Origin of the sequence: Paraburkholderia sp., assembly GCF_036488505.1 — a bacterium.
Lineage (GTDB): Bacteria > Pseudomonadota > Gammaproteobacteria > Burkholderiales > Burkholderiaceae > Paraburkholderia.
Window position 1 is genome coordinate 1 of record NZ_DASXHN010000060.1, and the last position, 23945, is coordinate 23945.

At 63.9% G+C, this 23945-nt stretch carries 22 protein-coding genes and 1 pseudogene; 11 read left to right on the forward strand and 12 right to left on the reverse strand.

Translation table 11 applies throughout. From position 1 onward, the window contains the following. Positions 1-328 precede the first annotated feature (328 nt). Positions 329-1447, forward strand: coding sequence for a 3-deoxy-7-phosphoheptulonate synthase (locus VGH68_RS03470; protein WP_331602107.1), 1119 nt, complete (start codon positions 329-331; stop codon positions 1445-1447). A 299-nt stretch (positions 1448-1746) separates the two neighbouring features. Here the strand turns inward: VGH68_RS03470 and VGH68_RS03475 are convergent, their stop codons facing one another. Then, on the reverse strand, positions 1747-2025 hold the full coding sequence (locus VGH68_RS03475) for an HU family DNA-binding protein (protein ID WP_331602108.1): 279 nt from the start codon (positions 2023-2025) through the stop codon (positions 1747-1749). 347 nt (positions 2026-2372) lie between these two features. On the opposite strand from VGH68_RS03475, the gene VGH68_RS03480 reads away from it, so the two are divergent. Then, positions 2373-2756 carry a hypothetical protein gene (locus tag VGH68_RS03480; RefSeq protein WP_331602109.1) on the forward strand — a complete coding sequence of 128 codons (384 nt, stop codon included), beginning with the start codon at positions 2373-2375 and terminating at the stop codon, positions 2754-2756. Between the two features lie 225 nt (positions 2757-2981). Continuing rightward, positions 2982-4958 carry a putative bifunctional diguanylate cyclase/phosphodiesterase gene (locus VGH68_RS03485; protein WP_331602110.1) on the forward strand — a complete coding sequence of 659 codons (1977 nt, stop codon included), beginning with the start codon at positions 2982-2984 and terminating at the stop codon, positions 4956-4958. Between the two features lie 102 nt (positions 4959-5060). Here VGH68_RS03485 and VGH68_RS03490 read toward each other — a convergent pair whose 3' ends face one another. Then, positions 5061-5774, reverse strand: coding sequence for a DUF899 family protein (locus tag VGH68_RS03490; RefSeq protein ID WP_331602111.1), 714 nt, complete (start codon positions 5772-5774; stop codon positions 5061-5063). 353 nt (positions 5775-6127) lie between these two features. On the opposite strand from VGH68_RS03490, the gene VGH68_RS03495 reads away from it, so the two are divergent. Both VGH68_RS03495 and VGH68_RS03500 read left to right on the forward strand, forming a co-directional pair. Continuing rightward, a complete protein-coding gene (locus VGH68_RS03495) occupies positions 6128-7087 on the forward strand; it encodes a LysR substrate-binding domain-containing protein (protein ID WP_331602112.1) in 960 nt (319 codons plus the stop codon). An 82-nt stretch (positions 7088-7169) separates the two neighbouring features. Next, positions 7170-8441, forward strand: coding sequence for an MFS transporter (locus tag VGH68_RS03500; RefSeq protein ID WP_331602113.1), 1272 nt, complete (start codon positions 7170-7172; stop codon positions 8439-8441). Positions 8442-8480: 39 nt separating this feature from the next. Here VGH68_RS03500 and VGH68_RS03505 read toward each other — a convergent pair whose 3' ends face one another. Next, positions 8481-9086, reverse strand: a complete 606-nt coding sequence (locus VGH68_RS03505; RefSeq protein WP_331602114.1) for a peroxidase-related enzyme — start codon at positions 9084-9086, stop codon at positions 8481-8483. 176 nt (positions 9087-9262) lie between these two features. Between VGH68_RS03505 and VGH68_RS03510 the strand changes: the two genes are divergently transcribed. The 3 genes from VGH68_RS03510 (at position 9263) to VGH68_RS03520 (ending at position 13402) form a co-directional block, all read left to right on the forward strand. After that, on the forward strand, positions 9263-9679 hold the full coding sequence (locus VGH68_RS03510) for a cupin domain-containing protein (protein WP_331602115.1): 417 nt from the start codon (positions 9263-9265) through the stop codon (positions 9677-9679). An 887-nt stretch (positions 9680-10566) separates the two neighbouring features. After that, positions 10567-11901 (forward strand): glutamine synthetase family protein, encoded by a 1335-nt coding sequence (locus VGH68_RS03515; protein ID WP_331602116.1) that lies wholly within the window; start codon positions 10567-10569, stop codon positions 11899-11901. A gap of 49 nt (positions 11902-11950) precedes the next feature. After that, positions 11951-13402, forward strand: a complete 1452-nt coding sequence (locus VGH68_RS03520) for an aspartate aminotransferase family protein (RefSeq protein ID WP_331602117.1) — start codon at positions 11951-11953, stop codon at positions 13400-13402. A 145-nt stretch (positions 13403-13547) separates the two neighbouring features. Here VGH68_RS03520 and VGH68_RS03525 read toward each other — a convergent pair whose 3' ends face one another. The 3 genes from VGH68_RS03525 to VGH68_RS03535 form a co-directional block, all read right to left on the reverse strand. After that, positions 13548-14255: a succinate dehydrogenase/fumarate reductase iron-sulfur subunit gene (locus tag VGH68_RS03525; RefSeq protein WP_331602118.1), complete on the reverse strand. Its 708-nt coding sequence runs from the start codon at positions 14253-14255 to the stop codon at positions 13548-13550. A gap of 162 nt (positions 14256-14417) precedes the next feature. After that, entirely contained in the window at positions 14418-14564 is a 147-nt protein-coding gene (locus tag VGH68_RS03530) for a hypothetical protein (protein WP_331602119.1), read from the reverse strand. A gap of 272 nt (positions 14565-14836) precedes the next feature. Then, entirely contained in the window at positions 14837-17152 is a 2316-nt protein-coding gene (locus VGH68_RS03535; protein ID WP_331602120.1) for an FdhF/YdeP family oxidoreductase, read from the reverse strand. A gap of 249 nt (positions 17153-17401) precedes the next feature. Between VGH68_RS03535 and VGH68_RS03540 the strand changes: the two genes are divergently transcribed. Both VGH68_RS03540 and VGH68_RS03545 read left to right on the forward strand, forming a co-directional pair. Continuing rightward, the gene (locus tag VGH68_RS03540) at positions 17402-19210 is read left to right on the forward strand and encodes a RecQ family ATP-dependent DNA helicase (RefSeq protein ID WP_331602121.1); all 1809 of its coding nucleotides are present in this window, start codon (positions 17402-17404) and stop codon (positions 19208-19210) included. Between the two features lie 137 nt (positions 19211-19347). Continuing rightward, on the forward strand, positions 19348-19869 hold the full coding sequence (locus tag VGH68_RS03545) for a hypothetical protein (RefSeq protein ID WP_331602122.1): 522 nt from the start codon (positions 19348-19350) through the stop codon (positions 19867-19869). A 238-nt stretch (positions 19870-20107) separates the two neighbouring features. Here VGH68_RS03545 and VGH68_RS03550 read toward each other — a convergent pair whose 3' ends face one another. After that, on the reverse strand, positions 20108-20299 hold the full coding sequence (locus VGH68_RS03550; RefSeq protein ID WP_331602123.1) for a hypothetical protein: 192 nt from the start codon (positions 20297-20299) through the stop codon (positions 20108-20110). Between the two features lie 254 nt (positions 20300-20553). On the opposite strand from VGH68_RS03550, the gene VGH68_RS03555 reads away from it, so the two are divergent. After that, positions 20554-21390: an OBAP family protein gene (locus VGH68_RS03555; protein ID WP_331602124.1), complete on the forward strand. Its 837-nt coding sequence runs from the start codon at positions 20554-20556 to the stop codon at positions 21388-21390. 18 nt (positions 21391-21408) lie between these two features. Here the strand turns inward: VGH68_RS03555 and VGH68_RS03560 are convergent, their stop codons facing one another. From VGH68_RS03560 to VGH68_RS03580, 5 genes and pseudogenes are all read right to left on the reverse strand, one after another. Continuing rightward, positions 21409-21648 (reverse strand): hypothetical protein, encoded by a 240-nt coding sequence (locus VGH68_RS03560; RefSeq protein WP_331602125.1) that lies wholly within the window; start codon positions 21646-21648, stop codon positions 21409-21411. A gap of 64 nt (positions 21649-21712) precedes the next feature. Next, positions 21713-22585: an MBL fold metallo-hydrolase gene (locus tag VGH68_RS03565; RefSeq protein WP_331602126.1), complete on the reverse strand. Its 873-nt coding sequence runs from the start codon at positions 22583-22585 to the stop codon at positions 21713-21715. Between the two features lie 71 nt (positions 22586-22656). Then, the gene (locus VGH68_RS03570) at positions 22657-23217 is read right to left on the reverse strand and encodes a DUF3005 domain-containing protein (RefSeq protein ID WP_331602127.1); all 561 of its coding nucleotides are present in this window, start codon (positions 23215-23217) and stop codon (positions 22657-22659) included. A 175-nt stretch (positions 23218-23392) separates the two neighbouring features. Next, positions 23393-23554, reverse strand: a pseudogene (locus tag VGH68_RS03575) (nitric oxide dioxygenase); the annotation flags it as partial. A gap of 13 nt (positions 23555-23567) precedes the next feature. Continuing rightward, positions 23568-23810: a zinc ribbon-containing protein gene (locus VGH68_RS03580; protein ID WP_331602128.1), complete on the reverse strand. Its 243-nt coding sequence runs from the start codon at positions 23808-23810 to the stop codon at positions 23568-23570. Positions 23811-23945 lie beyond the last annotated feature (135 nt).

Sequence of the window (23945 nt, forward strand, 5' to 3'; positions counted from 1 at the left end):
AGCTTGGCGCCCGCTTCGTGCCTGCCTCGCGCTAGCGTTGTGCCGATTTCGCGCCCGCTCCGTGCTAGCCTCCTGTCGATTTCGTGCCCGCTCCGTGCTGGCTTCGTGCCGATTTCATCCCCTTTCGGCTCGAGCCTCGCATGACATGCCGCGCGAAGCCTGCGGCGAGTGTGCGCGCGAATCGTTGTCCGAAGCCCGTCGCGAATCGCCCCACGCGCTGCCACCCCAAACCCACGCAGCGCCACACAGCGCGCATGCGTAACCACAGCACCGCCGCTCGCCTAAGCGGGCGGCGCTGCCGCCTTATCAATCGATTCCGGAGAACACTTTGAGCGCCCTCGACAACCCGCTGCACGATCAGGAAGTCGGCTCGGCTGACGCGACCCAGGACACCACGCGCATCGACGACGTGCGCATCGGCGCGGTCCGTCCGCTGATCTCACCCGCGCTGCTGCAGGACGAACTGCCGGTGCCGTCCGCGGTGCAAACGCTGGTCGAGAAGACCCGCGTCGACATCGCCAACGTGCTGCACGGCCGCGACGACCGCCTCGTGCTGATTACGGGCCCCTGCTCGATTCACGACCACGACCAGGCAATCGAATACGCGCGCAAGCTGAAAGCCGCCGCCGATCACTACAACGACGATCTCCTGATCGTGATGCGCGTGTATTTCGAAAAGCCGCGCACGACGGTCGGCTGGAAAGGCTATATCAACGATCCGCGCCTCGACGGCAGCTTCCGCATCAACGAAGGACTGCGTCTCGCGCGCCAACTGCTGCTCGACATCAACGGTCTGGGGCTGCCCGTCGGCACTGAATTTCTCGATCTGTTGAGCCCGCAATACATCGCCGATCTGGTCGCATGGGGTGCGATTGGCGCGCGCACGACGGAGAGCCAGAGTCATCGGCAGCTTGCCTCGGGCCTGAGCTGCCCGATCGGCTTCAAGAACGGCACCGACGGCGGCGTGCAGATCGCGGCGGACGCGATCGTCGCGGCGCGCGCGAGCCACGCGTTCATGGGCATGACGAAAATGGGCATGGCCGCGATCTTCGAAACGCGCGGCAACGACGACGCTCACGTGATTCTGCGTGGCGGCAAGCGAGGACCGAACTACGACGCGGCGTCGGTGCAGGCGACCTGCGACGCGTTGCGCGCAGCGGGTCTGCGTGAACAGGTGATGATCGACTGCTCGCACGCGAACTCGAACAAGTCGCACTTGCGGCAGATCGACGTCGCGCAGGATATCGCGCGGCAATTGTCAGAGCGCGAGCGCCGCATCATCGGCGTGATGCTCGAAAGTCATCTGGAAGAAGGCCGGCAGGATCTGAAGGCCGGGGTGCCGTTGCGTTACGGCGTATCGATTACCGATGCCTGCGTGAGCTGGGCGCAAACCGAGCCGGTGCTCGCCACGCTTGCCGACGCTGCGCGCAAACGCCGCGCGGGTTGACGCGTTCGCAATCGCAAGGGCGCCGCGCAACGCGGCGTCCATCGGTGTCCGATCCTGGCTGGCTGACGAGTGAAGCGAAGAGCCAGGTGAAGATCAGCTGAAGATGGAGAGCCTGGTGAAGACCCGGCTAAAGACCCAGCTAAAGCGCCAGGCACATGCGCCGCGCCAGCCGCCCGGCAAGACGGCCACGCTCGGGTTGCGCAGCGCCGTGATGCTTCACACCCGATACATCGTCGTTTGCGCGCGTCGCAGCGGGCTGCGCAGCGCACCGTCGATGCTCCGGCGTGAAGCCCGTTGCATTACGACGCGTTGACGGCTTCCTTGAACGCCTTGCCCGCGGTGAACTTCACCGTCTTGGCAGCAGCGATCTGGATTTCCTGGCCCGTCGACGGGTTGCGGCCCACGCGTGCTGCGCGCGCGCCGGTCGAGAAAGAACCGAAACCGACCAGTTGCACCGTCTCGCCGCTCACCACTGCTTTGGTCACCGCTTCGACGATCGCGTCGATGGTCTGGCCGGTGGCCGCTTTGCTTTCGCCGGTCGCTGCGGCGACTGCGTCAATCAGTTCCTGTTTGTTCATAGCACTTCCCGTATGGTAATCATGGAACCGGCGCTGTAAGGCGCCGGGACCGACACGTTAACGCATCCGCGTGCTTTCGCGCAAACCCCTGGGTGTAAGGCTTGAATCACCGACCCAAAGCCAATTTGACGTTTTTGCGCGGCAAACTGCCATAAGAATCGCGAGCTTATCCGCGCATACCGTTTCGCACGCGCCTGACGCGCATCACAATCCGTTGCAATTTCAGTGCTTTAGGCGCGCTGCGTGCGAATGGCGGCGGCCCTTCGGCACAACGGCGCGGTGCCCGACAAACCGGCACGGGCCTTGCATGACGCGGCCCAAGTTAACTTTCCGCAAGAAAGAAAAAAGTGAAAAATCGCCTGATTGCAACATGTGCATTGCTCGCGGCGCTGTGTCCGATGGCTGCCACGGCCGCTGACGAAAGCTGCGCGACACTCGTCGGCGCCACCGATTCGGCGGCCCCACAGGGCTTCCAGTTACGCGACGGCGAACCGGTCGACTTCGTCAGCGGTGCGAAAACAATCCACGGCAAGCTGCTCGTTTTCAGCGACGGCGACGTGTTGCGCGCGTACTGGCAACCCGTGGACAGTCCGGAAAAATACGTGCTCGCCAATGCGGGCGCCGATGCGATCCGGCTGGTCGCATCCGCGCCGCAAGGCAGCCCCGCGCCCAACGGCGGTCCGGGCACCCGCATGCCGCCGCAACGCGTGCTGTCCTGTCCCGCGCTGTGAGCGCCGTTTCCGACACCGCGATTTCGCGCGTCGCGCTCGTCGGTCACCCGGCACAAACGACTGCTTTTCGTTCGTTCCTGCTCAACGCCAGGTAGCAGTTACCGACTACCAACAGCGCATTCCAACGCTCGCGCCGACCTCTGGTCGGCGCGCTCAAGATACCTGTGTCCGCGCCGTTATCAATAGATGCGTTTGGCTTGCAAACAGGAATGGAATGGAATGGCGATGGCTCGGCTAGCCAGATTGAAGGAAGCGCTATCGGTCGCGCACAGCGACCAGGGGCTCGTTTGTGCGCAATTGCGGGCGTTCGGCCGTCAGGTCCCGCTGCTTTATTTCATCCTGCTGGTCAACACCGCCGCGATCGCGATCACGCATGTGCATAGCGCGCCGCTGTGGTTGTCCGTTTATGTCCCGATGGCGCTCGGCGCCTTGTGTCTGGTGCGCTGCTGGCGCTGGTGGCGGATTCGCCATCGCGTGCTGACGCACGAACAGGCGCTGCCCGAACTGCGCAAGCTCACATTGGTGGTCGGGCTGTTCGGCATTGCGTTCAGTAGCTGGTCGTTGCTGCTGCTTCCATACGGCAGCGCGTTCGAGCAGACACAGGTCGCGTTTTATATGGGCACGACGGTGATCGGCTGCGTGTTTTGCCTGATCCATTTGCGCGTGCCCGCGCTGCTGCTGATCGCTATCGTCACCACCAGTCTTTCGGTGTTTCTCGTGTTCACCGGGCGCCCGGTATTCATCGCGATCGCCGTCGACATGACGCTCGTCAGCATCGCCCTTGCGGTCGTCATCCAGTTGTATTGCCGCACCTTCGCCGACGCGGTGCATGCGCAGCGCGAATTGCAGGCGAGCCAGCAGAACACGCAACGGCTGAGCGACGACAACTACCGGCTGGCGAACCTCGACAGTCTGACCGGCCTGCCGAACCGGCGCAGCTTCTTCTCGTTGCTGCGCGCGCTGGCCGAGCATGCGCTCGCGACCGGCGGCGGCTTCAACGTGGGCTTGATCGATCTGGACGGCTTCAAGCAGGTCAACGACATCTACGGCCACACATGCGGCGACCTGGTGCTGAAGGAAGTGGGTACACGGCTGCTGTCGATCGGCGAAACGAGCGTGAACTTCGCACGCCTCGGCGGCGATGAGTTCGGCGTGCTCGTGCGGGACCGGTTGTCGAATGACGAACTCCTCGAACTGGGGCAGCGGATTTGCGATGCGCTCAGTCAACCGTATCGGGTCGCAGACAAGGTCGCGGATCTGTCGGGCACGATCGGCTGGGCCGCGTTTCCCGAAGCGGGCGCCACCGTCGCGCAGGTGTTCGAGCGCGCCGACGCCGCGCTCTACGTCGGCAAGGAAAATCGCCGCGGCAGGCCGGTGATTTTCTCGACCGAACACGAAACGCAGATGCGGCGCCTGAGTCTCGTCACGCAGGAACTGCGTCATGCCGATCTCGAGACGGAACTGTTTCTCGAGTTCCAGCCGATCTACTGTCTGCTCACGCGTCGCCCGATCGGTCTCGAAGCACTCGGCCGCTGGCATAACGCGCGGCTGGGGATGGTCAGGCCAGAAGAGTTCATCCGCATCGCGGAGCGCACCGATGTGATTCTCAGCATTACCGATGTGCTGCTGCGCCAGGCACTCGCCGAAGTCGCGCACTGGCCATCGGAACTGTATCTGTCGTTCAATCTGTCCGCGGTCGATATCTCGACTTCGGCGCGTGCGCGCCGGCTGATCGACAGCGTCGCGGCGAGCGGCGTGGTGCCGCATCGCGTGATGTTCGAGATCACCGAGACCGCATTGACGCGCGATTTCGAGCAGGCGCATCACGCGATCACGATGCTCAAGGAGGCCGGCTGCCGCGTGTCGCTCGACGATTTCGGCACCGGCTATTCGAGTCTCAGCTACGTGCACCGGCTGCCGTTCGATGCGATCAAGATCGACCGCAGCTTCGTGACCGACGTCGATACGAACAGTGCGTCGAAGAAGATCGTCAAGTCGGTGATCGACCTGTGCCGCAACCTGCGGCTCGAATGCGTGGTGGAAGGGCTCGAAACGCCGTCGCAGGCCGCGGTCGTGAAGGCGCTCGGCGCGCGCGCGGTGCAGGGCTATCTGTTCAGCCTGCCGATGCGCGCGAGCGCGGTGGACACCTATCTGTTGACCGAAGTGGCGCGCGCGCATGCGGCTACAGACGCGCGGGCGTAGCAGCCCGTTGCGCAGCGTGCGAGCTTTCCGGCAAGCGCTGCTGTCGTGACCCGCCGCACGCGCGCGTCGATGCGCATTCTTCAGGACATCGGCGCCAGTATTTCAATACTGCAGCTTCGGATACCAGTCGGTCCCGCGACCACCCGGCGTCGCGTCGAGGATCGTCCACAGTGGCATCAGATCCGGTGCGCCGCGCGGGTCCTGGCCAGGGTCCGCGGTCGACGGTCCCATTTCTTCGGCCCAGAAGTGCCGGATCACGCCGCCCGTACGCGTGAATACGTTGAACGCGGGATTGTCGTCGCCGGCCGGATCTTCGGCCGCATAGTCGCGATTGAAGCTGTTGCCGCCCGACGAATAAATCCGCAGATGCCGCCAGCCGCGCTCCTGCTTGAACGCGGCCAGCTTGTCGAGCGGCGAGCGGCCGATCACCGCGAAAGCGACGCGCTGCAGAATGTCGGGCATTTCGCCATCCCATGCGCTCAGCAGCGACGTGCACATCGGGCACGGCCGCGCGCGCTGCGGACCGAACATCCAGTTGTAGGTGATCAGCGTGTCGTGCGGGCCGAACATGTGCGATAGCGTAACGGGGCCGGTTTCGCCGTCGAAGCGGTAATCCTCGGGCACGATGCCACCGGGCGGCAGCGCGCGGCGCTGCTCGGCGACCCGCTCCATCTGGCGGCGCAGTTCGATTTCGGCCGCCAGCAATTCGTTGCGCGCGCGCCGATACTCCGCGCTCTCGCCGGGAAAACGCGCCGGCATATCGGCCAGTTCGCGAGCCGGTTTCAATGTTTGCGTCGATACTTGTGCGTCGGTCATCAGCTATCTCCTCGTGAGAAATCGGGCGAGAAACAGACGGCAGGCGAGCGGCCGTGCGAGATGCCGGCCGTACCCTGCAATGACGACGAACGGCACGGCGTTGAATCGACAGTCAGCGTGAAAATTGTTGCGGCAGCGCTTTTCTCCGCTTTTGTCACCGCTTTTATCACCGCTTGCCGATCTCCTTTCATCGCGACATGCCGCGCGGCTCCGCGCATGCGTTACCCCGCCTGCGCCGCATGCCGCGCCACCGCCGCGACGAGGTATGCTTGCGCCACACGACGCCCCCAGATGCCACACGCAACAACGTGGCACGCGCGGGGCTCGTGCGCCCGCCGCCTCGAGGAACGCCTATGCCGCTTCGTCTGCCACCTTTGCCCGCGCTGCGTTTTTTCGAAGCGGCCGGCAGGCATCAGAGTTTCAAGCTCGCCGCCGCCGAACTCAATGTAACGCCGAGCGCGATCAGCCACGGCATCGTCGGTCTGGAAGCGGCGCTCGGCGTCGAACTGTTCGTACGCGAGCCGCGCGGCATCTCGCTGACCGCGGTCGGCGCCGACTATCTGTCGTATATCGGCGAAGCCTTCTCGCTGATCGCGATCGGCACGCAACGGCTGCCCAATCATCGCGCGGATCGCCCGATTGCGCTCAGTTGCGCGCCGACCTTCGCGTCGCGCTGGCTGCTGCCGCGCCTTGCCGTCTTTCGCGCGCGCTGGCCGAACGTCAACGTCAGCGTGGACACGTCGCACCGGCAGGTGGGATTTCCGGTCGACGGCTTCGATTTCGCGGTACGCATGAGCCGCGCGCCGGTTGCCGGCACCGCCTGGACCCGGCTGTTCGGCGAGCGCCTCGCGCCGGTGTGCAGCCCCGACTATCTGCAAACACTGCGCGACCAGCACGGCGAATTCAGCCTGCGGCACGCGACGCTGATTCATGTGAACGCCGCCAGCGAGGATTGGCAGGCGTGGCTCGACGCGACCGGCACCGAAGGCGTCGACGCCGCCGGCGGTCTGTGCGTCGACACGATCCAGCTTGCGTTCGAAGCAGCCAGCATGGGCCTGGGCGTCGCGCTCGGCCGTCAGCCGCTGGTCGACAGCGATCTCGCGAGCGGCGCGCTGGTCGCCGCGCACGGGGCCACGATCGAATCGGGCACCGCCTACTGGCTGGTCAGCGCCGAGAACGCCGACAGCGCGATCCGCCGCCCCGAGCTAGCCGACTTCAAGCGCTGGCTGGCCGGTGAGGCGGCGCCGTTCGACGCGCCCGCATCGGCGGGCAATCGAGCCGAACGCGACAGCCGATCGGAAGCCGCCAGGTGAGCGGTGCTCACCCGTCGTCAAAAACTTTTCTTTTGCCGCCCGCGCGGCGGACTGAGACCATGATGGCCAAGGAGAAACCATCATGTCGACCGCCCCCGGCAAGCGCTACGCCCCCGCACTCCATCCCGCGACGACCACGCTCGTGATCGTCGCCGGCGCGCTGATTCTGAGCGCCGCGATGGGCATCCGGCAGACCTTTGGCCTCTTTATCGGCCCGTTCTCGTTCGACCGCGGCGTGCCGGTCACGCAGATCGCGTTCGCGATCGCACTGCACAATCTGGTATGGGGTTTCGCGCAACCGTTCGCGGGCGCGGCCGCCGACCGCTACGGCTCGGCGCCGGTCGTCGCCTTCGGCGCAACGACCTTCGCGGCCGGCCTCGGACTCGCAGCCGTCGCGCCAGGCGGCGCGCTGCTGATCGTCGGCATGGGGCTGCTGGTCGGCATCGGCGTGAGTTGCACGACGTTCGGCGTGGTACTGCCGGCGGTCGGCCGCATCGCATCGCCGGAAAAACGCAGTGTCGCGATGGGACTGGTGAGCGCCGGCGGCTCCGCGGGACAGGTGCTGATGGTGCCGCTGGTGCAGGCGATCCGGCTGCATGGCGGTATCGCGACATCGCTCGTGGTGCTCGCGTTCGTGATGTTGCTGGTCGCGCCGCTCGGCATCGTGCTCGACCGCCGCAATCCGGTGCGCGCGACGGGCCACGCTGAACACCTCGCGCAAGACAAAGCGATGCCGCTGCGCGCGGTACTCGCGCAAGCCACGCGTCATCGCGGCTATCGGTTGCTGACTCTCGGCTTTTTCACCTGCGGCTTCCAGCTCGCGTTCATCGCAACGCATCTGCCCGAATACCTAACGCTGTGCCATATGCCGATCGGGCTTGGCGCCACCGCGCTCGCGCTGATTGGTCTGTTCAATATGGCGGGCAGTTGGGCGTGCGGCTGGCTGGGCGGCCGGTTCCGCCAGCATCATGTGCTCGGCTGGCTTTATCTGGTTCGCAGCGTGACGATCGGCGCGTTTTTCCTGTTGCCGAAAAGCGCGACCTCCGTCGTGATTTTCGCTGCCGTGATGGGACTCACCTGGCTCGGCACCGTGCCGCTGACGAGCGGACTCGTCGCCAAAGTATTCGGCACGCGCCATCTCGGCACGCTTTTCGGCGTGTGCTTCCTGAGCCATCAGATCGGCTCGTTTCTCGGCGCGTGGCTGGGCGGCCTCGTGTTCGATCTGACCGGCTCGTATGCGTTGCTGTGGGACGCGACGGTCATCGCCGGTCTACTGGCCGCGATGCTGCACTTTCCGATCGACGACACGGCGGTGAGCACCCGCGCGCCCCGCGCCGAACCGGCGCGGGGCTGATGCGAAGCGACGCAAGTTCGCGACGACGTGCAGTCAACGCTAATTTTTCGGCGCATCCGCGGCGGCTTTCGGCACCCGGCCCATCAGGTAGAACTCGTCGTTCGGGCGCATCGAGATTACATTCGCCATCCGGTTCGACAGGCCGAAAAACGCGGTGATCGCCGCGATGTCCCAGATGTCTTCATCGCTGAAGCCATGGCCGCGCAGCGTCTGGAAATCGTCTTCGCCGACCGTGCCGGACGCGCGGCACACCTTCAGCGCGAAATCGAGCATCGCTTTCTGACGCTCGGTGATATCGGCCTTGCGATGGTTGACCGTGACCTGATCGGCAAGCAACGGCGACTTTTCATAGATGCGCAGAATCGCGCCGTGCGCAACCACGCAGTACAGGCAATCGTTCACCGCGCTCGTCGCGACCACGATCATCTCGCGCTCGCCTTTGGTCAGGCCGCCCTCTTTCAACATCAACGCGTCGTGATAGGCGAAAAACGCGCGGAATTCGTCGGGCCGATGCGCAAGCGTCAGAAACACGTTCGGCACGAAACCCGCTTTTTCCTGTACTTCCAGGATGCGGGCGCTGATGTCATCGGGCCACTCCGGGGGCTCGGGCACCGGGTAACGGCTGATCGGGTGAAGGGTGGTCATACACTGTCTCCGTCGCGTTTGTATGGGCATTAAGACGATTCTAGCAACGCGGCTCGAGCTTTGCGGCGCACGATCCAATTGCGCTGCATCAGGTCCGACGTTGCCGCACGTATCGTCTAGACTGCCAGTTCGGCCTGCGTGCACCGCGCGACGCGGCGATCCTTACAGGAGTGACCATGTCAAACGTTACGCAGGACGCGCGAGCACGCGTCGTCAAGGTGCGCCCCGAGCGCGAAATGGCGACGATGCAGCGGCTGCCCTACTTCGTCGGCATTTCGGCCAGCACGGCGGGCACGACGGGCCTGTCGATGTATATGGTCGTGGTGCCGCCGGGCGGCCACGCGGAGCCGCACTTCCACCCCGATTACGAAACCGCCATCTACCAGCTGGAAGGCCGGATCGAAACGCGCTACGGGCCTGGCTTGCGCGAGTCGATCATCACCGAGCCGGGCGATTTCCTGTTCATTGCGCCAGGCGTTCCGCATCAACCGTTCAATCTCGACAATGCGAGCGCCGCGCGCGCGATCGTCGCGCGCAATCATGCGGACGAACATGAACGCGTCGTGCCGTATGACCCAGCGCAGGATGCGTGAGGCGCCGGGCTGCGAGCCGAGTCTCGCGTGCACGTTTCGCGTCGCCAGTTCGATGGAATCGATGAACTGATGCTCGAAGACCAACGCAACCACCGCGAATACACGGCCCGTGCGCGAGTCGCGGAATAAGGCCCGAATAGACACACGTATCAGGTTCTATGCGCGGGGGCGAAGTCATGAAAATAAATTGACGGCATTACTGGCTCGTATATGCTTGCTATCAGGTGTTCGCCGTGGTTGCACCGATAAAACAATGAAACAGATGCTGGATTGAGTACTGTTCCCTGTTTTGCGGTGTCGCGAATCCGTTTCGCGCACCCTCACGACGACCGCCGCGCAGCCTGTTTCTTCAACGTCTTTTACTGATCTGAATCAGGCCGCGCAAAACCCTCAACAACGTCAGAGTGTCATCGTGAGAGTCCGAGGCCCCTTGGTCAGCTGGAATCGCAGTCACGCGCGCGGTATGCGCACTGACCGCGCCAGCGCCGACGGCAGCAACGGCAGCCTTGCGTTCCGCCGCTTTCTGTCCGTCTCCACAGTCCCGTCGCGCCGTTCCCTTCGGCGCCGCAACACCGTCTCGCGCGCATTCATCGCCGTGCGCAAAGACGACGTCGCTTCGCTGCTGCCGTAGCGCCTCTCTTCTCTTCGCTGTTCAATTCGTTGCTTTGCCCGTTTGCGTCGCACGCGCGTGCGTGGCGATCTGTTCGCTTGCGCCCGCGCGGTGCACGCGATGGCTTCTGCCGCCTATGCGTGTTGCGCGGCCTTGGCCGGGCGACGACTTGAATTGGAACCGCCTTTTCGCCTGATACGCGCGGCGCGCTGTTGCGTTCGCTTTGGCGCCGATGCCGCGCGCGAATCATTCGCGCGTCAAAACAGCGAGAACAATCATGCATGACATCGATGAGTTTCTGAAAAAACATCACGTCACCGAAATCGAAGCGATCATTCCCGACATGGCCGGCATCGCGCGCGGCAAGATTATTCCGCGCAGCAAGTTCGGGGCCGGCGAATCGATGCGTCTGCCGCAAGCGGTGATGATTCAGACCGTCACCGGCGAATACCCGGAAAGCGGCTCGCTCACCGGCGTGACCGATCCCGATATGGTGTGCGTGCCCGACCCGGACACGATCAGAATGATCCCGTGGGCGGTGGACCCCACCGCGCAGGTGATTCACGATTGCGTTCATTTCGACGGCACGCCGGTCGAAATCTCGCCGCGCTGCGTGCTGCGCCGCGTGCTCGCTCTTTACGACGCGCGGGGCTGGAAACCGGTCATCGCGCCGGAACTCGAGTTCTATCTGGTCGATATGAACCGCGACCCCGACCTGCCGCTGCAACCGCCGATCGGCCGCACCGGTCGCGCGGAAACCGGCCGCCAGGCGTATTCGATCGAAGCCGTCAACGAATTCGATCCGCTATTCGAGGACATCTACGAGTACTGCGACGTGCAGGACCTCGAAGTCGACACATTGATTCATGAAGTCGGCGCCGCGCAGATGGAAATCAACTTCATGCATGGCGATCCGCTGAAACTCGCGGACAGCGTGTTTCTGTTCAAGCGCACGGTGCGCGAAGCGGCATTGCGTCACAAGATGTACGCGACCTTCATGGCGAAGCCGATGGAAGGCGAACCCGGCTCGGCGATGCATATGCATCAGAGTCTCGTCGATGCGCAAAGCGGCCGCAATCTGTTTACCGCAGCCGACGGCGAGCCCACGTCGTTTTTTACGAGCTATATCGCCGGTTTGCAGAAGTACACGCCCGCGTTGATGCCGATCTTCGCGCCATACATCAACTCATACCGGCGGCTGTCGCGCTTCATGGCCGCGCCGATCAACGTCGCGTGGGGGTACGACAATCGCACGGTGGGCTTCAGGGTCCCGCATTCGGGGCCAGCCGCGCGCCGTATTGAAAATCGCATTCCGGGCGTGGACTGCAACCCGTATCTGGCGATTGCGGCGACGCTGGCCGCGGGGTATCTCGGCATCACGCAGCGGCTGGCCGCCACCGAGCCGCTGGCGAGCGACGCTTATGCGCTGCCCTATCAATTACCGCGCAATCTCGAAGACGGCCTGACGTTGATGAAAGCGTGCGAACCGCTCGCCGAAGTACTCGGCGACAAATTCGTCAAAGCCTATCTCGCGTTGAAAGAGACCGAATACGAGGCGTTCTTCCGCGTGATCAGCTCATGGGAGCGCCGCCATTTACTGCTGCACGTTTGAGTGCGATCCGTAAAGCAGAACGGAAACGGAAACGGAAACGGAGAATACGATGGACTGCAACGAAGCAATCGCATACGCGCACACGCCGGAAAAGACCGCCAATGAATCCGACAGCGCGCAAGCACCACTCAACGTATCGCACAGCACCGCCGACTATCGCGCACTCGATGCCGCGCATCATATCCACCCATTCTCGGATATGGGTTCGCTCAATCGCAACGGCAGCCGTGTGATCGTGAACGCGCACGGGGTGTACCTATGGGATTCGGACGGCAACCAGATCATCGACGGGATGGCCGGGCTGTGGTGCGTGAACGTAGGCTATGGCCGCCAGGAGCTGGCCGATGCCGCGTATCGGCAGATGCGGGAACTGCCGTACTACAACACGTTCTTCAAGACCACGCATGCCCCGGTAATCGAACTGTCGGCGCTGCTCGCGAAGCTGGCGCCCGAGCCGTTCAATCACTTCTTCTACTGCAATAGCGGCTCGGAGGGCAACGACACGGTGCTGCGCATTGCCCATCGATATTGGGCGACGCAACGCAGGCCTGAAAAGAAGTTCGTGATTGCCCGCAAGAACGCTTATCACGGTTCGACGATTGCGGGCGGCACGCTCGGCGGGATGGGTTATATGCACGAGCAGATGCCGTCGAAAGTCGAGAACATCGTGCATATCGATCAGCCGTATTTCTTCGGCGAGGCCACCAGCGCTCAGACGCCGGAAGAATTCGCGCTGGCTCGCGCGCGCCAACTCGAAGCGAAGATCCTCGAACTCGGCGCGGACAACGTCGCCGCGTTTATCGGTGAGCCTTTCCAGGGAGCGGGCGGCGTCATCTTCCCGGCTGCAAGCTACTGGCCAGAAATTCAGCGCATCTGCCGCAAATACGATGTTCTGCTCGTCGCGGACGAAGTCATCGGCGGCTTTGGCCGTACCGGCGAATGGTTCGCGCATCAGCACTTCGGCTTCGAACCGGACTTGATCACGCTCGCGAAGGGGCTAACGAGCGGTTATGTGCCGATGGGCGCCGTTGGTTTGCACGATCGCATCGCGCACGCATTGACCGACAACGGCGACTTCAATCATGGTTTCACTTACTCCGGGCATCCGGTCGCGGCGGCTGTCGCGCTCGCCAATCTGAAGCTGCTGCGCGACGAAAAAATCGTCGAGCGTGTGAAAACGGATACGGGTCCGTACTTTCAGAACAAGCTGCGCGATACGTTTGCCGATCATCCGATTGTCGGTGAGATCAGTGGCGCGGGCCTCGTCGCCGGTCTGCAACTCGCCGACGCGCCGCGCACGCGCATGCGTTTCGCGAATGGTGGCGAAGTGGGCACCCTGTGCCGCGATTTCTGCTTCGACGGCAATCTGATCATGCGCGCGAGCGGCGACCGGATGCTGTTGTCGCCGCCGCTCGTGATCAGCCGGCCGGAAATCGACGAGATCGTATCGAAGGCGAAGGCGGCAATCGACGTGACCGCGCGAGAATTGGGCAGGTTGTAGCGCGATGCCATTCGGGCATCGACTCGCGCAAGTCCATCCCCGTTTTCACGCGCTCAGCGGGAACAGCGGCACATGCTGCCCCGCAGGCGGCGCATGCATACCCGTATCGGCGGCAATTGCGGGCCGCTACCGGCATACCGCGGAGCTATACAGTGCGGCGTGTCAGCATCGACCGTATTTCGCCGATTGCACGCGCGGGATTCAACCCCTTCGGGCACACGTCCACGCAGTTCATGATCGTGCGGCAGCGAAACAGCCGGTACGCATCCTCGAGATTCGTAAGCCGCGCGGACGTATCGTTGTCGCGCGAATCCGCGATGAAGCGATAAGCTTGCAACAGCCCAGCCGGGCCCACGAAGCGATCCGGATTCCACCAGAACGATGGGCACGACGACGAGCAGCAAGCGCACAGAATGCACTCGTACAGCCCGTCGAGCTGATCGCGTTCTTCCGGCGACTGCAAGCGTTCGCGCTCCGGCGGCGGATCGTCGTTCACGAGCCATGGCTTGATCGAGTGATACTGATTGAAGAATGGCGTCATATCGACGATCAGGTCGCGGATCACCGGCAAGCCCGGCAACGGCCGCAACACGATGTGTTTCGGCAACGTCTGCATATTCGTCAGGCACGCGAGCCCATTCTTGCCGTTGATATTCATCGCATCCGAGCCGCAGATGCCTTCGCGGCATGAACGCCGATAGGCTAGCGATTCGTCCATCGCCTTGATCCGGCCGAGCACGTCGAGCAGCATGCGCTCGTCATGGCCCAGCTCGATTTCGTATTGCTGTGCGCGCGGATGCGCATCGACATCCGGGTCGTAGCGGTAGATGTCGATCGTTCGAACATCGGTCATATTGACTCCTGGTTGAGCCTGCGCTCGCGGCGGGTGCATAGCACCTTGACCGGCGGCCGGCGGTGCTCATGGCTTTTGGGCACCGATGCATCGGAGCATGGGGCCCTGGGGGTGTGGCTCAATTGTCCGTCGACAAAGCGCCCTTGGCACGCAATGGCTCGGCTAGCCGTCCTCCCCGACTTCCTGCGGCTTCGGCAGATCAGGCAGATCTTTGGTGGTCGGCGGCTCGGGCTCGCGCGGAATCTCCGGCAGGTCCGTGCCATCGTCGTCGGCAGGGACATGTTGCAAGGAAGGCATCGCTGCGCTCATTGTCTGCTCCTTAAGGTTCTGTTTATGGACAGCGCGAGTGACGCAGATGTGCGGGCTCGCGGCCGCTTCGTCTGTACAAGTGAGCATGCCGCGGGCCAGTGACGTCGCAAAAAAAAGGCGACCAGCCGGCACGCGGCATGATCGCCGTAAGCGCTTCTGACACGCTGTCCCGGAACAGGGGGACGTGTCAGTATAAAAACGCTTCCCCGCATCGTGGTCCGTACGTATCCCCCGGGCAGCGGACAGCCGCCCCCGAGGTCACCGCAAGCACATCAAGCGGCGCCCGCCGTGGACGTTGCGAGCGGATTCGCCGCGATGCGCACCGGAATCGACTTCGCCCCCGGCACCTTGCTTTCCTTCGCGTAATGCCACAGCGGCAACAGCGGATTGCATTCGGGGTAGTAGCCGCCGATGCATCCCTCGGGCACGTTGAACGGCACGACGCGCAAGCCGTCGACACGGCGCACCACACCGTCGTCGGCAATCGTCTCCAGACTGATCCGCTCGCCCTCCGCGAGTCCGCGTGAGGCCATGTCGGCGCGATTCATCAGAATCACCATGCGCGAGCCCTCGATGCCCCGGAAGCGGTCGTCCAGCGCATAGATGGTCGTATTGAACTGGCTGTCGCTGCGCAAGGTCATCAACCGCAGAGAGCCGGGCTCGCGCTCGGGCATATCGGGGTCTTCGCCGATCGCCTCGGGCACCATGAATTCGGCCTTGCCGCTCTTGGTTTTCCATTTGCGTTCGCGTGCGGGCAGCGGCCGTGTCAGGCCGCCCGGTGTCCACATCAGGGTCTCGAAATCGCCGAACATCTTCGGCCATGTCTTCGCCATTTCGGCACGCACGCGCGAGTAGTCGTCGCGCCATGCATCCCAGTCGACCGTCGAGCGTTCGCCGAGCGTCGCTTTGGCAATACCCGCAACGATGAACGGCTCCGAGCGTATCGTCTCGGCGGCCGGTTCCACCACCCCGCGCGAGCCATGGAAACGCGCCGTGCTGTCCTCCATCGACACCGCCTGCTGGACGCCCACCTGCCGGTCGATCTCGATCCGGCTCAGGCAAGGCAGCACATACGAACTCTTACCGTGGATCAGATGACTGCGATTGAGCTTCGTCGCCACGTTGATGGTGAGTTCCAGCGCCGCCCAGGCGGGCTCCGTGCGCCCACGGTCCGGCACGGAGCGAACCAGGTTGCCGCCCAGATTGAGGACCGCCTTCACCTTGCCGGCGATCATCGCCTCGCAGGCTTCGACGATGTTCATGCCTTTTTCGCGCGGCGGCTCGAACGAGAACTGCTTCGCCAGTTGATCGAGCGGCGCGAGTTCCGGCTTTTCCGTAATGCCGACCGTACGCTGCCCCTGTACGTTCGAATGCCCGCGCACCGGCGACGGTCCCGCCCCGGGCTTGCCGACGTTGCCGCGCAGCAGCAGCATATTGCACAGCATGCGAACGTTCTGCACGCCCATCCGATGCTGCGTAAGGCCCATTCCGTAGTGGGCGATCACCGCATTGGCCCGCATATATTCGTCGGCTGCCGCCTCGATTGCTTCGCGCGACAAACCACTTACGCGCACGATGTCGTCCCACTTCGCGTCGCGCGCGTACTGGGCAAACTCTTCGAAGCCATTGGTGTGCTCACGGATGAACTCGGCATCGACCACACGCGGCTGGCCCGCGCTGAGCGCGCGGTCATCCGCCTCGATCACGAGCTTGCAGATGCCGAGAATCGCCGCGGTATCGCCGCCGGTCTTCACCTGATGGTATTGCGTGCTGATCTGTGTCTCGCGAGGCGTGAGCATGTCGAGCGGCGACTGCGGATTCGCGAAATCGAGCAGCCCCGGTTCGCGCAACGGATTGAACGTGATGATCGGCACGCCGCGTTTGCGCGCGTCCTGCAACTGATGCAGCATGCGCGGGCTATTGGTGCCGACGTTCTGGCCGAAGAAAAACATCAGATCGGTCTTCTCGAAATCGTCGAGCCCGATCGTGCCGACGCCCACACCGATTGCTTCCTTCAGTCCGACGCTGGTGCTTTCATGGCACATGTTCGAACTGTCGGGCAGATTGTTGGTGCCGTACATGCGCGCGAACAGTTGCAGCATGTACGAGGTTTCCAGCGACGCGCGGCCAGAACTGTAGAACACGACGCTGTTGGGATCGAATCCGCGCAACTGCGCGCCGATCGCGTCGAATGCTTCCTGCCACGACACCGGGACATAGCGGTCCGTGGCCGCATCGTAGCGCATCGGCTCGGTGAGACGGCCCGCTTCCTCGAGGTCGTGATCGTGCCAGCTCAACAGTTCGGTGACCGTATGCACCTGGAAGAAATCGGGCGTCACGCGCTTGGCGGTGATGTCCCACGCGGTGGCTTTCGCCCCGCTTTCGCAGAACTCGAACGCGTGCGGCGACGCGGGCTTGGCCCATGAACAGCTTACGCACATGAAACCGTCCGGTTTGTTCTGATGCATCAACACCCGGCTGTCGGTCAGCGGTGCTTTTTCCTGCAACAGGATGGTCGCGACGGCTTTCACCGATCCCCATCCGCCCGACGCATACGGATACGCGTCGCTCTTTTTCTCTTTGCTCATGAGTCCACCCGTCCAATAAATGTCACGTCATGACGTATGAGCATGGAGCATTCCTGGCCGGTGCGGGATCTGCGCCTACCGGTAAGCCGCGTCAGCGGCGGCGGCTACCGCGCGATTCGCGCCGCCGGAACGGCCCTTGCTAAGCCGCAGGCTCATCGCGATTGGACGCCCACCGCGATCAGACTCGGCCGATCGTTCACCTGGCTGCCGTTTCGGCTCGGCCCCCGCAACGCTCCCACACCGCACTCCATGACCACCGCCCCCCGAACCGCCGGCACCACGACTACCCGCCTGAACGCGATGCGCAAGACGCTGCGCGACGTGTTCGGCATCACCCGACTGCGCCCCGGCCAGCACGAGATCATCCGCAGCGTGCTCGAAGGACGCGACACGCTGGCGGTGATGCCGACCGGCTCCGGCAAGTCGCTGTGCTACCAGTTGCCCGCGCTGCATCTGGAGGGGTGGACGCTGGTCGTGTCGCCGCTGATCGCGCTGATGAAAGACCAGTACGACAAGCTGCGCGAAGCCGGGCTCGACCCGCTGCAAATCAACAGCACGGTCCCCGCCGCCGAGCTACGCGAGACCTACGACAGCTTGCGCACCGCCCGTCGGGGCATCGTTTTCGTCACCCCCGAACAGTTGACGAAGCCCGAGCTGATCGACGCATTGGGCGCGCGATCCGGCCACCGTATCGAGCTCGTGGTTGTCGACGAGGCGCACTGCGTGTCGCAATGGGGACACGATTTCCGCCCGGCGTTCCTGCGTATCGTCGACGCGGTGAAAGCGCTCGGCAGACCGCCGATCCTCGCGCTGACCGCGACAGCGACGCCCGATATCCGCGCGGACATCGTCCGCTCACTCGGGCTCACCGAGCCGCGCATCGTCAACACGGGCGTCTATCGGGACAATCTTCACTATCGCGTCGCGCAGATGTCGGTCGCGGGCGGGCGTCAGCGCGCGTCGACCCGAGCGAGGGAAGCGAAGGCTGCCGCGCTGCACCAACTGCTGACGACGGAAACAGGCAGAGGCATCGTCTACACGGCGACGGTGCGCGAAGCCGAGCATCTGTCCGCGATGATGAGCGAGTGGCAACAGTCGGCAGCCTGCTACCACGGACGGATGTCCACGCGCGAGCGCCGCGCCGCGCAGGAGCGTTTCGTGTCCGGTGACGTGCGCGTGATGATCGCGACCAATGCCTTCGGGATGGGCGTCGATATCCCCGACATCCGCTTCGTCGTTCACTACCAGATGCCGGGCAGCCTCGATGCGTACTATCAGGAGACCGGGCGCGCGGGACGCGACGGCAACGCCGCGCGCTGCGAACTGCTGTTCGATCTGAACGATCGCCGCGTGCAGCAGTTTCTTGCGTTGGGCCGCTATCCGGACGCGGCACTGCTGCGCAGGATCTGCGACACGCTCGCCGACCGCGCGCGAACCGCCGCGCAGGGCATGACAGCGCGGGAACTGCTCGACGCAGTGCCGGACCTGGGCCGCAACAAGCTCTCGGTCGCGCTGAAGATGCTGACCGACTCGCGGCACGTATCGCGCGACCGGCAGCAGCGCTACCGGCTGCGCGAGGGCCGCGATCGCGAGCATCACGACGGCAGCAACGGCAGCAACGGCAGCAACGGCGGCAACGGTAGCAGTGACGGCAAGGTCAGCGCGATCGACGCCGCGGTCGAGCGTTATGCGCAACTCGCCGCGCGCGACCGTGACGCGTTGCAGCAGATGATCGACTACGCGCAGACCGGAGGATGCCGCTGGCGCGTGCTGCTCGAGTATTTCGACGATGCTCGCGGATTCGAGCGCTGCGGCACATGCGACAACTGCCTGAATCCACTTGAAGCGACGCTGGAGGTGCAACGCACCGCGCCTGTCGGCAAGCTGCCGCGCAACACCGGCCAGAAGCCGCGCTTCGGCCGGGGTGACGCCGTACGCGTGCGCAAATACGGCACGGGCCACGTCGTGTTCGCGACTGATGAACAGGTCGCGGTGCTGTTTCCCGATGGCACGACGCGTACGTTCATGGCGAGGTTCGTCAAGCGCGATCTGGCCTGAGCCGCACTGTGTGCATGAAGCCGCACGCGTCCTCTGTCGCGCTCTGTCGCGCGCGGAACGCGCGATGCTGCTGGTCACGCATCCCTTGGCGGGGAGCCGACCGCATGCCTCGCCGCACGTCAACCGGAGCGTCAACTATGAAAGCTGCGCATCATGATTTCGCCGCATCGCCACAGGCCTTGCGCGCGGCGCTTCGACCGGCGCTAGCGTCCGGCGCGCTGGCGGGACTATTCTCCGCTGCGACGGCCGCGGCGCGATCGGCTCTGGAATCGGGCAGCGCGTTCGCACCGATCAACGCGGTCACCCATTGCCTGTGGCCCCGCAAGGCACTGCATCAGCGTGATTTCAGCCTCCGTTACACCGCGACCGGCTTCGCGATCCATCAGGCGTCCGCGATCTTCTGGGCGGTGCTGTTCGAGGCGCTCGTCGACCGCATGGTGGGCAGCACACCCCGGCGTCGGCCGGGCGCAACCGCGACAGCCGCGGCCGCGACGGCGGCGACCGCCTATGTCGTCGACTACAAGGTGGTGCCCGCGCGGCTCACACCGGGCTTCGATGCGCATCTGTCGCGCGGCTCGCTCGCTGCGGTTTATGTCGCGCTCGGCGCGGGCCTGTTGACCGCGGCCTTGCTGCGTCCGTCCGATCGCCGGGGACGATAGCCGCAAAAAAAGGCGGCCCGTCTTCATCCGACAAGGCCGCCGCAAGCGCATTTTAGAGAACGCATCCTCATAGGGACCAGAGAGGACATCGTCAGTATAGAAACTGATTCTCGAGTGCGTGCTGTCCGTAAGTCGCCGGCAACGGACAGCGCATCCGCGCTGAACGCGACGCATGGCTTGTTCGATCGCTAACCGCTTCGCATCGTTCGAGCCGCGCCTGCATCGCACGGACGGCAAATCACTGGCCGCCTTTCTGCTGCGGCGGCTTGGTCTCGGACAAATCACCTTCCCTGACTTCGGCCTGCCGTACGGTCGTGCCGTCCTCTCCCGTTTCCGAGATATCGGTTTCGAATGTCCCTTCATTGCCGGCGCCGCTTTCCTCGGCCTTGTCCGCTTGCGGCGTGCCGGGCTCTTGTGGCTTGCTCGTCATGATTCGCTCCTTGCAGTGTCGATGTGTCATGAACAGATCGCTTCGTCGATGGTTGGCGTCGGGGCGCCAGCAACGAATCGCGAAACTTGGCGCATCAAGCGTGCGCACGCCCGCCATCCAGCACGGCCGATGCCTGAACGCGGGAAGCCGATGCTGGGCGCCGCGGCCGGAATCGCATCGGGCACGCGGGATGATGTCACCGGTTTTTGCGCGGATCGTTCACGTGAGCGTCCGACTGTTGCAGGAGATATTCCGTGAGTGACACAGACGAAGCAACCCGCGCGGCGCGACCGCGCATCCGGGGACTGACGTTTTCCCAGGGGCTTCTGCTAGGCGCGCTGTCCGCGTTGGGCCTGACGGCGACGCGCAAGGCGGCCGCGACAACGGCGGTGGGCACCGGGCATTCGCTCAAGCATCGGGTGCTCGACGCGGCGGCGGCCCAATTGCAGCACAAGTACCCGCTCGACGCGATGAGCACCTATCTGAACGGCTTTCATATGTACGCCGACGACATGGGTCGGCAGGTCGAGGCTTGCCATTTTTGCACCCATCTGCGGCACGATTTTCATCAATGCGTGATCTACGACGCCAACCGCGCGGACGCCAGGCTGATCGGTATCGAGTACATCATCAGCGAGGAGCGCTTCCGGCAGTTGCCCGACGACGAAAAGCGGCTGTGGCACAGCCACCACTACGAGGTCAAATCGGGAGTTCTGGTGGCGCCCGGCATTCCCGAACTCGCCGAGCATGCGTACTTCGAGGATCTCCTGTCGACGTACGGCAAGACGTTTCACTACTGGCAGATCGACCGGCACGATTTCCCGTACGGCGTGCCGCAACTGATGATGGGTTTTACCGCTGACGGGCAGGTCGATGAACGCATGGTCGCCGAGCGCGATGCCCGCGTCGGTGTGTCGACGGCCGAGCGGCGCGCGCAGCGCGCCGATATCGCGGATCCGGTCGTGCAGCCCGGCGCGAACAGCTGGCAAAGCGGCCAAACGGTGCAGACGGTGCTTGAAACACGGCCTTTCGTCGCAAAGTCGCGCGATCAACGCGCGGGCGGTAGCGCCGGCAACGACGACGGGGCGTGAGCCGGACCGCGAGCCCGGTTACGCGTCGTCGACGTCCAACCGTTCGACCAACACCGTCTCGGCCAACTCGGCCTCGACCAGCAGCCGGCAGAGCGAACTGACCGCGGGTGCGCCGTCGGTGACGATGCGCACTTCGACGACATGTTCGCCGCGCTGCGTGATCTGACCGGAAACCCGCACGTCGCTATCGCGCAATGCACGACACAGTGCGGCCAGATGCGCCCCATGCGCGGGATGAATCGTCAATTGCGTGAGCATCGCCGCACCCGTTGTAAATAAGACGCGTAATAGGCGCAACTTCGAGATGGCGTGCGGCGCGCGTCTACGCCTGCATCACCAGCCGTTCCGCGGGCAGCGCGGCCGAACGGCCCGCGAGCCGTTCGAACTCGTCGACGTCGTGGCTGCAACACACCGTCACGGCGGCGCCCGCGCGCTGCGTCAGATCGCGCAATCGCTGCTGGTTCTGCAGTCGCGCGTCGCGGTCCTTTTCCAGCATCCATTGATAAAACCGCAGGCCAGGCGCGCAACGCGGATTGACCGGGTCGAGTTCGCGCTTGTCGAAGTACGCATCGCCCGCCAGCAGCAGCCATCCTCCGTCGCGGCGAACCGCGACTCCCGCATGCCCGTAGGTATGACCGGCCAGTGGTATCAGCGCTATCTCGTTGGCCAGTTGCGCGACAGGACATACCTGCGTGAAGCCTTCCCAACGATCGCCGTAGCGCGGCGAGTGCACTTGCCACATCTGCTGATAGGACCACTGCTGCGGCCTGAAGCGTTGCCGGTCGAGCCACGTTTTCTGTTTTGCCGCGTAATCCCGTTCAGTGGCCAACATATGCACGGTGGCATCCGGAAAGTCGTCGAGACCGCCGGCATGATCGAAGTCGAGGTGCGTCATCACGATATGCCGCACGTCGCTCGCGCGAAAGCCGAGCCGTTCGATCTGCCTGATCGCGGTCATCTCCCTGCGGAATTCAGGCTTCAGCAGCAACAGAAAGAATTTGCTGAGCCGCGAATACGGATCGGCGACATCGCGCAAGCCGAAACCCGTGTCGACCAGCACGAGCCCATCGGGACTTTCGACGAGCAGGCAATGACACGCCAGATGGCCGCGGCGCAGCAGCGCATCGGGATGGCCGTTGAACAGCTTGCCGCATAGCGGGCAGCTCGAAATGCAGTTGAGGTGATGCACTTTCATGCGGCGCTCCTTCGCGCGACTCGATGTGCGTCCCGGCGATCGTCGCCCGCTGTGCGTGCGCGTCGCGGTGCCTATCCGTTCACCGGCTCGAAACGGAAGATGTGTTCCGCACGTGAGCCGTTAAGTTGCTCCTCGTACGTCGTGCCGCCGAAAACGACCCGGTATCCGTTGCGCGGCTGAATCAGCGGATGGTGCCCGCCCGGCCGGCTATCCAATCCCCCGAGGCCCACGGCTGGCACCGGCACGTTGTTTTCAAGCGTCGCATTCGACGTAATCACGTTGTCGTGCCACGGCGATTCGTCCTTGCGAGCTTCGAGCGTCTTGCCGTCGGTGTCGACGGTGTCGTCGGAAGCGGCCATGCCGGCGTTGTCCACCGACACGATGCGGCTATTCGCACGGACCACCGGATCGCCGGAATCCGACGCATACGGATCGACCTCGATCGGCGGCAATGGCGAGGTCTTCCTGGCGGTGGATCCCTCGGCGGACGTCGCATGTTTGGAGCTGCCAAACTCTTTGGCCTGCGTCGCCGCGTCAGGCGACGCGCTACCGGCCGCGGGCGTCTTTGCGGGACTCTTCGCGGCCATCTCGTTCTGCTGGCTCTGGCTGGGATTCGCTTCGGCGTTCTGCATATCTGGCTCCGAGGTCGACTGGATCGCTGCGTGTCACACGGCGCACCGTGTTACCGCTCGGCCAGTCTCGCGCGCATTTCGCGTGCCACCGCGATAGCCAGTCTTCGCCCCGTGCGCGTCATTCGGCGAAAAGATCGGGGCCGAATACCTCATAGCGAATTTTGGGCTCGTGGACCTGTTGCTGGCCCTGCTGCTGATGCGCAATATTGAACACGCTTTTCAGTTCCGGACGCGCGTCGAACAGTCTCGTATAGAAGCGTTGAATGATCGAATAGCCGTGTTGAGCGAGCACCGGCGCGGTGGCTTTGACGATGTCTTCGGTCTTTTGCGTAAGCATCGGTTCCCCTTTGCTATGACGACTTGTTGCCGGGCTCGTGGACCCGGCTCGAGTACGTATCGTTACCGCAATGCGGGCACTTCGGGATCTTCTTTCCCTCGCCCACATGAACGGTATGGTGGCACTTTTCACAGCGGAAATCGCCGGTTTTCTGCGCGTGTTCTCCTGCCTTCGCGGACATGTCGATTCTCCCGTAGTAGGCACGTTGCGTTGCGCAACGCGCGTTTGGCCTCGATTTCCAGCGTATCCAACGCATCGGCGCGCTCCAACCGCGGCACGGTGTCCGTAACGCTATGCCACGGACAACCGCCGTCAGCGAGGGCGTGGCGCTCGCCGAACCGAACCGCGAGGACGGAAACGCTCGTCGATTGCAGTTTGCAGTGCATCAGGA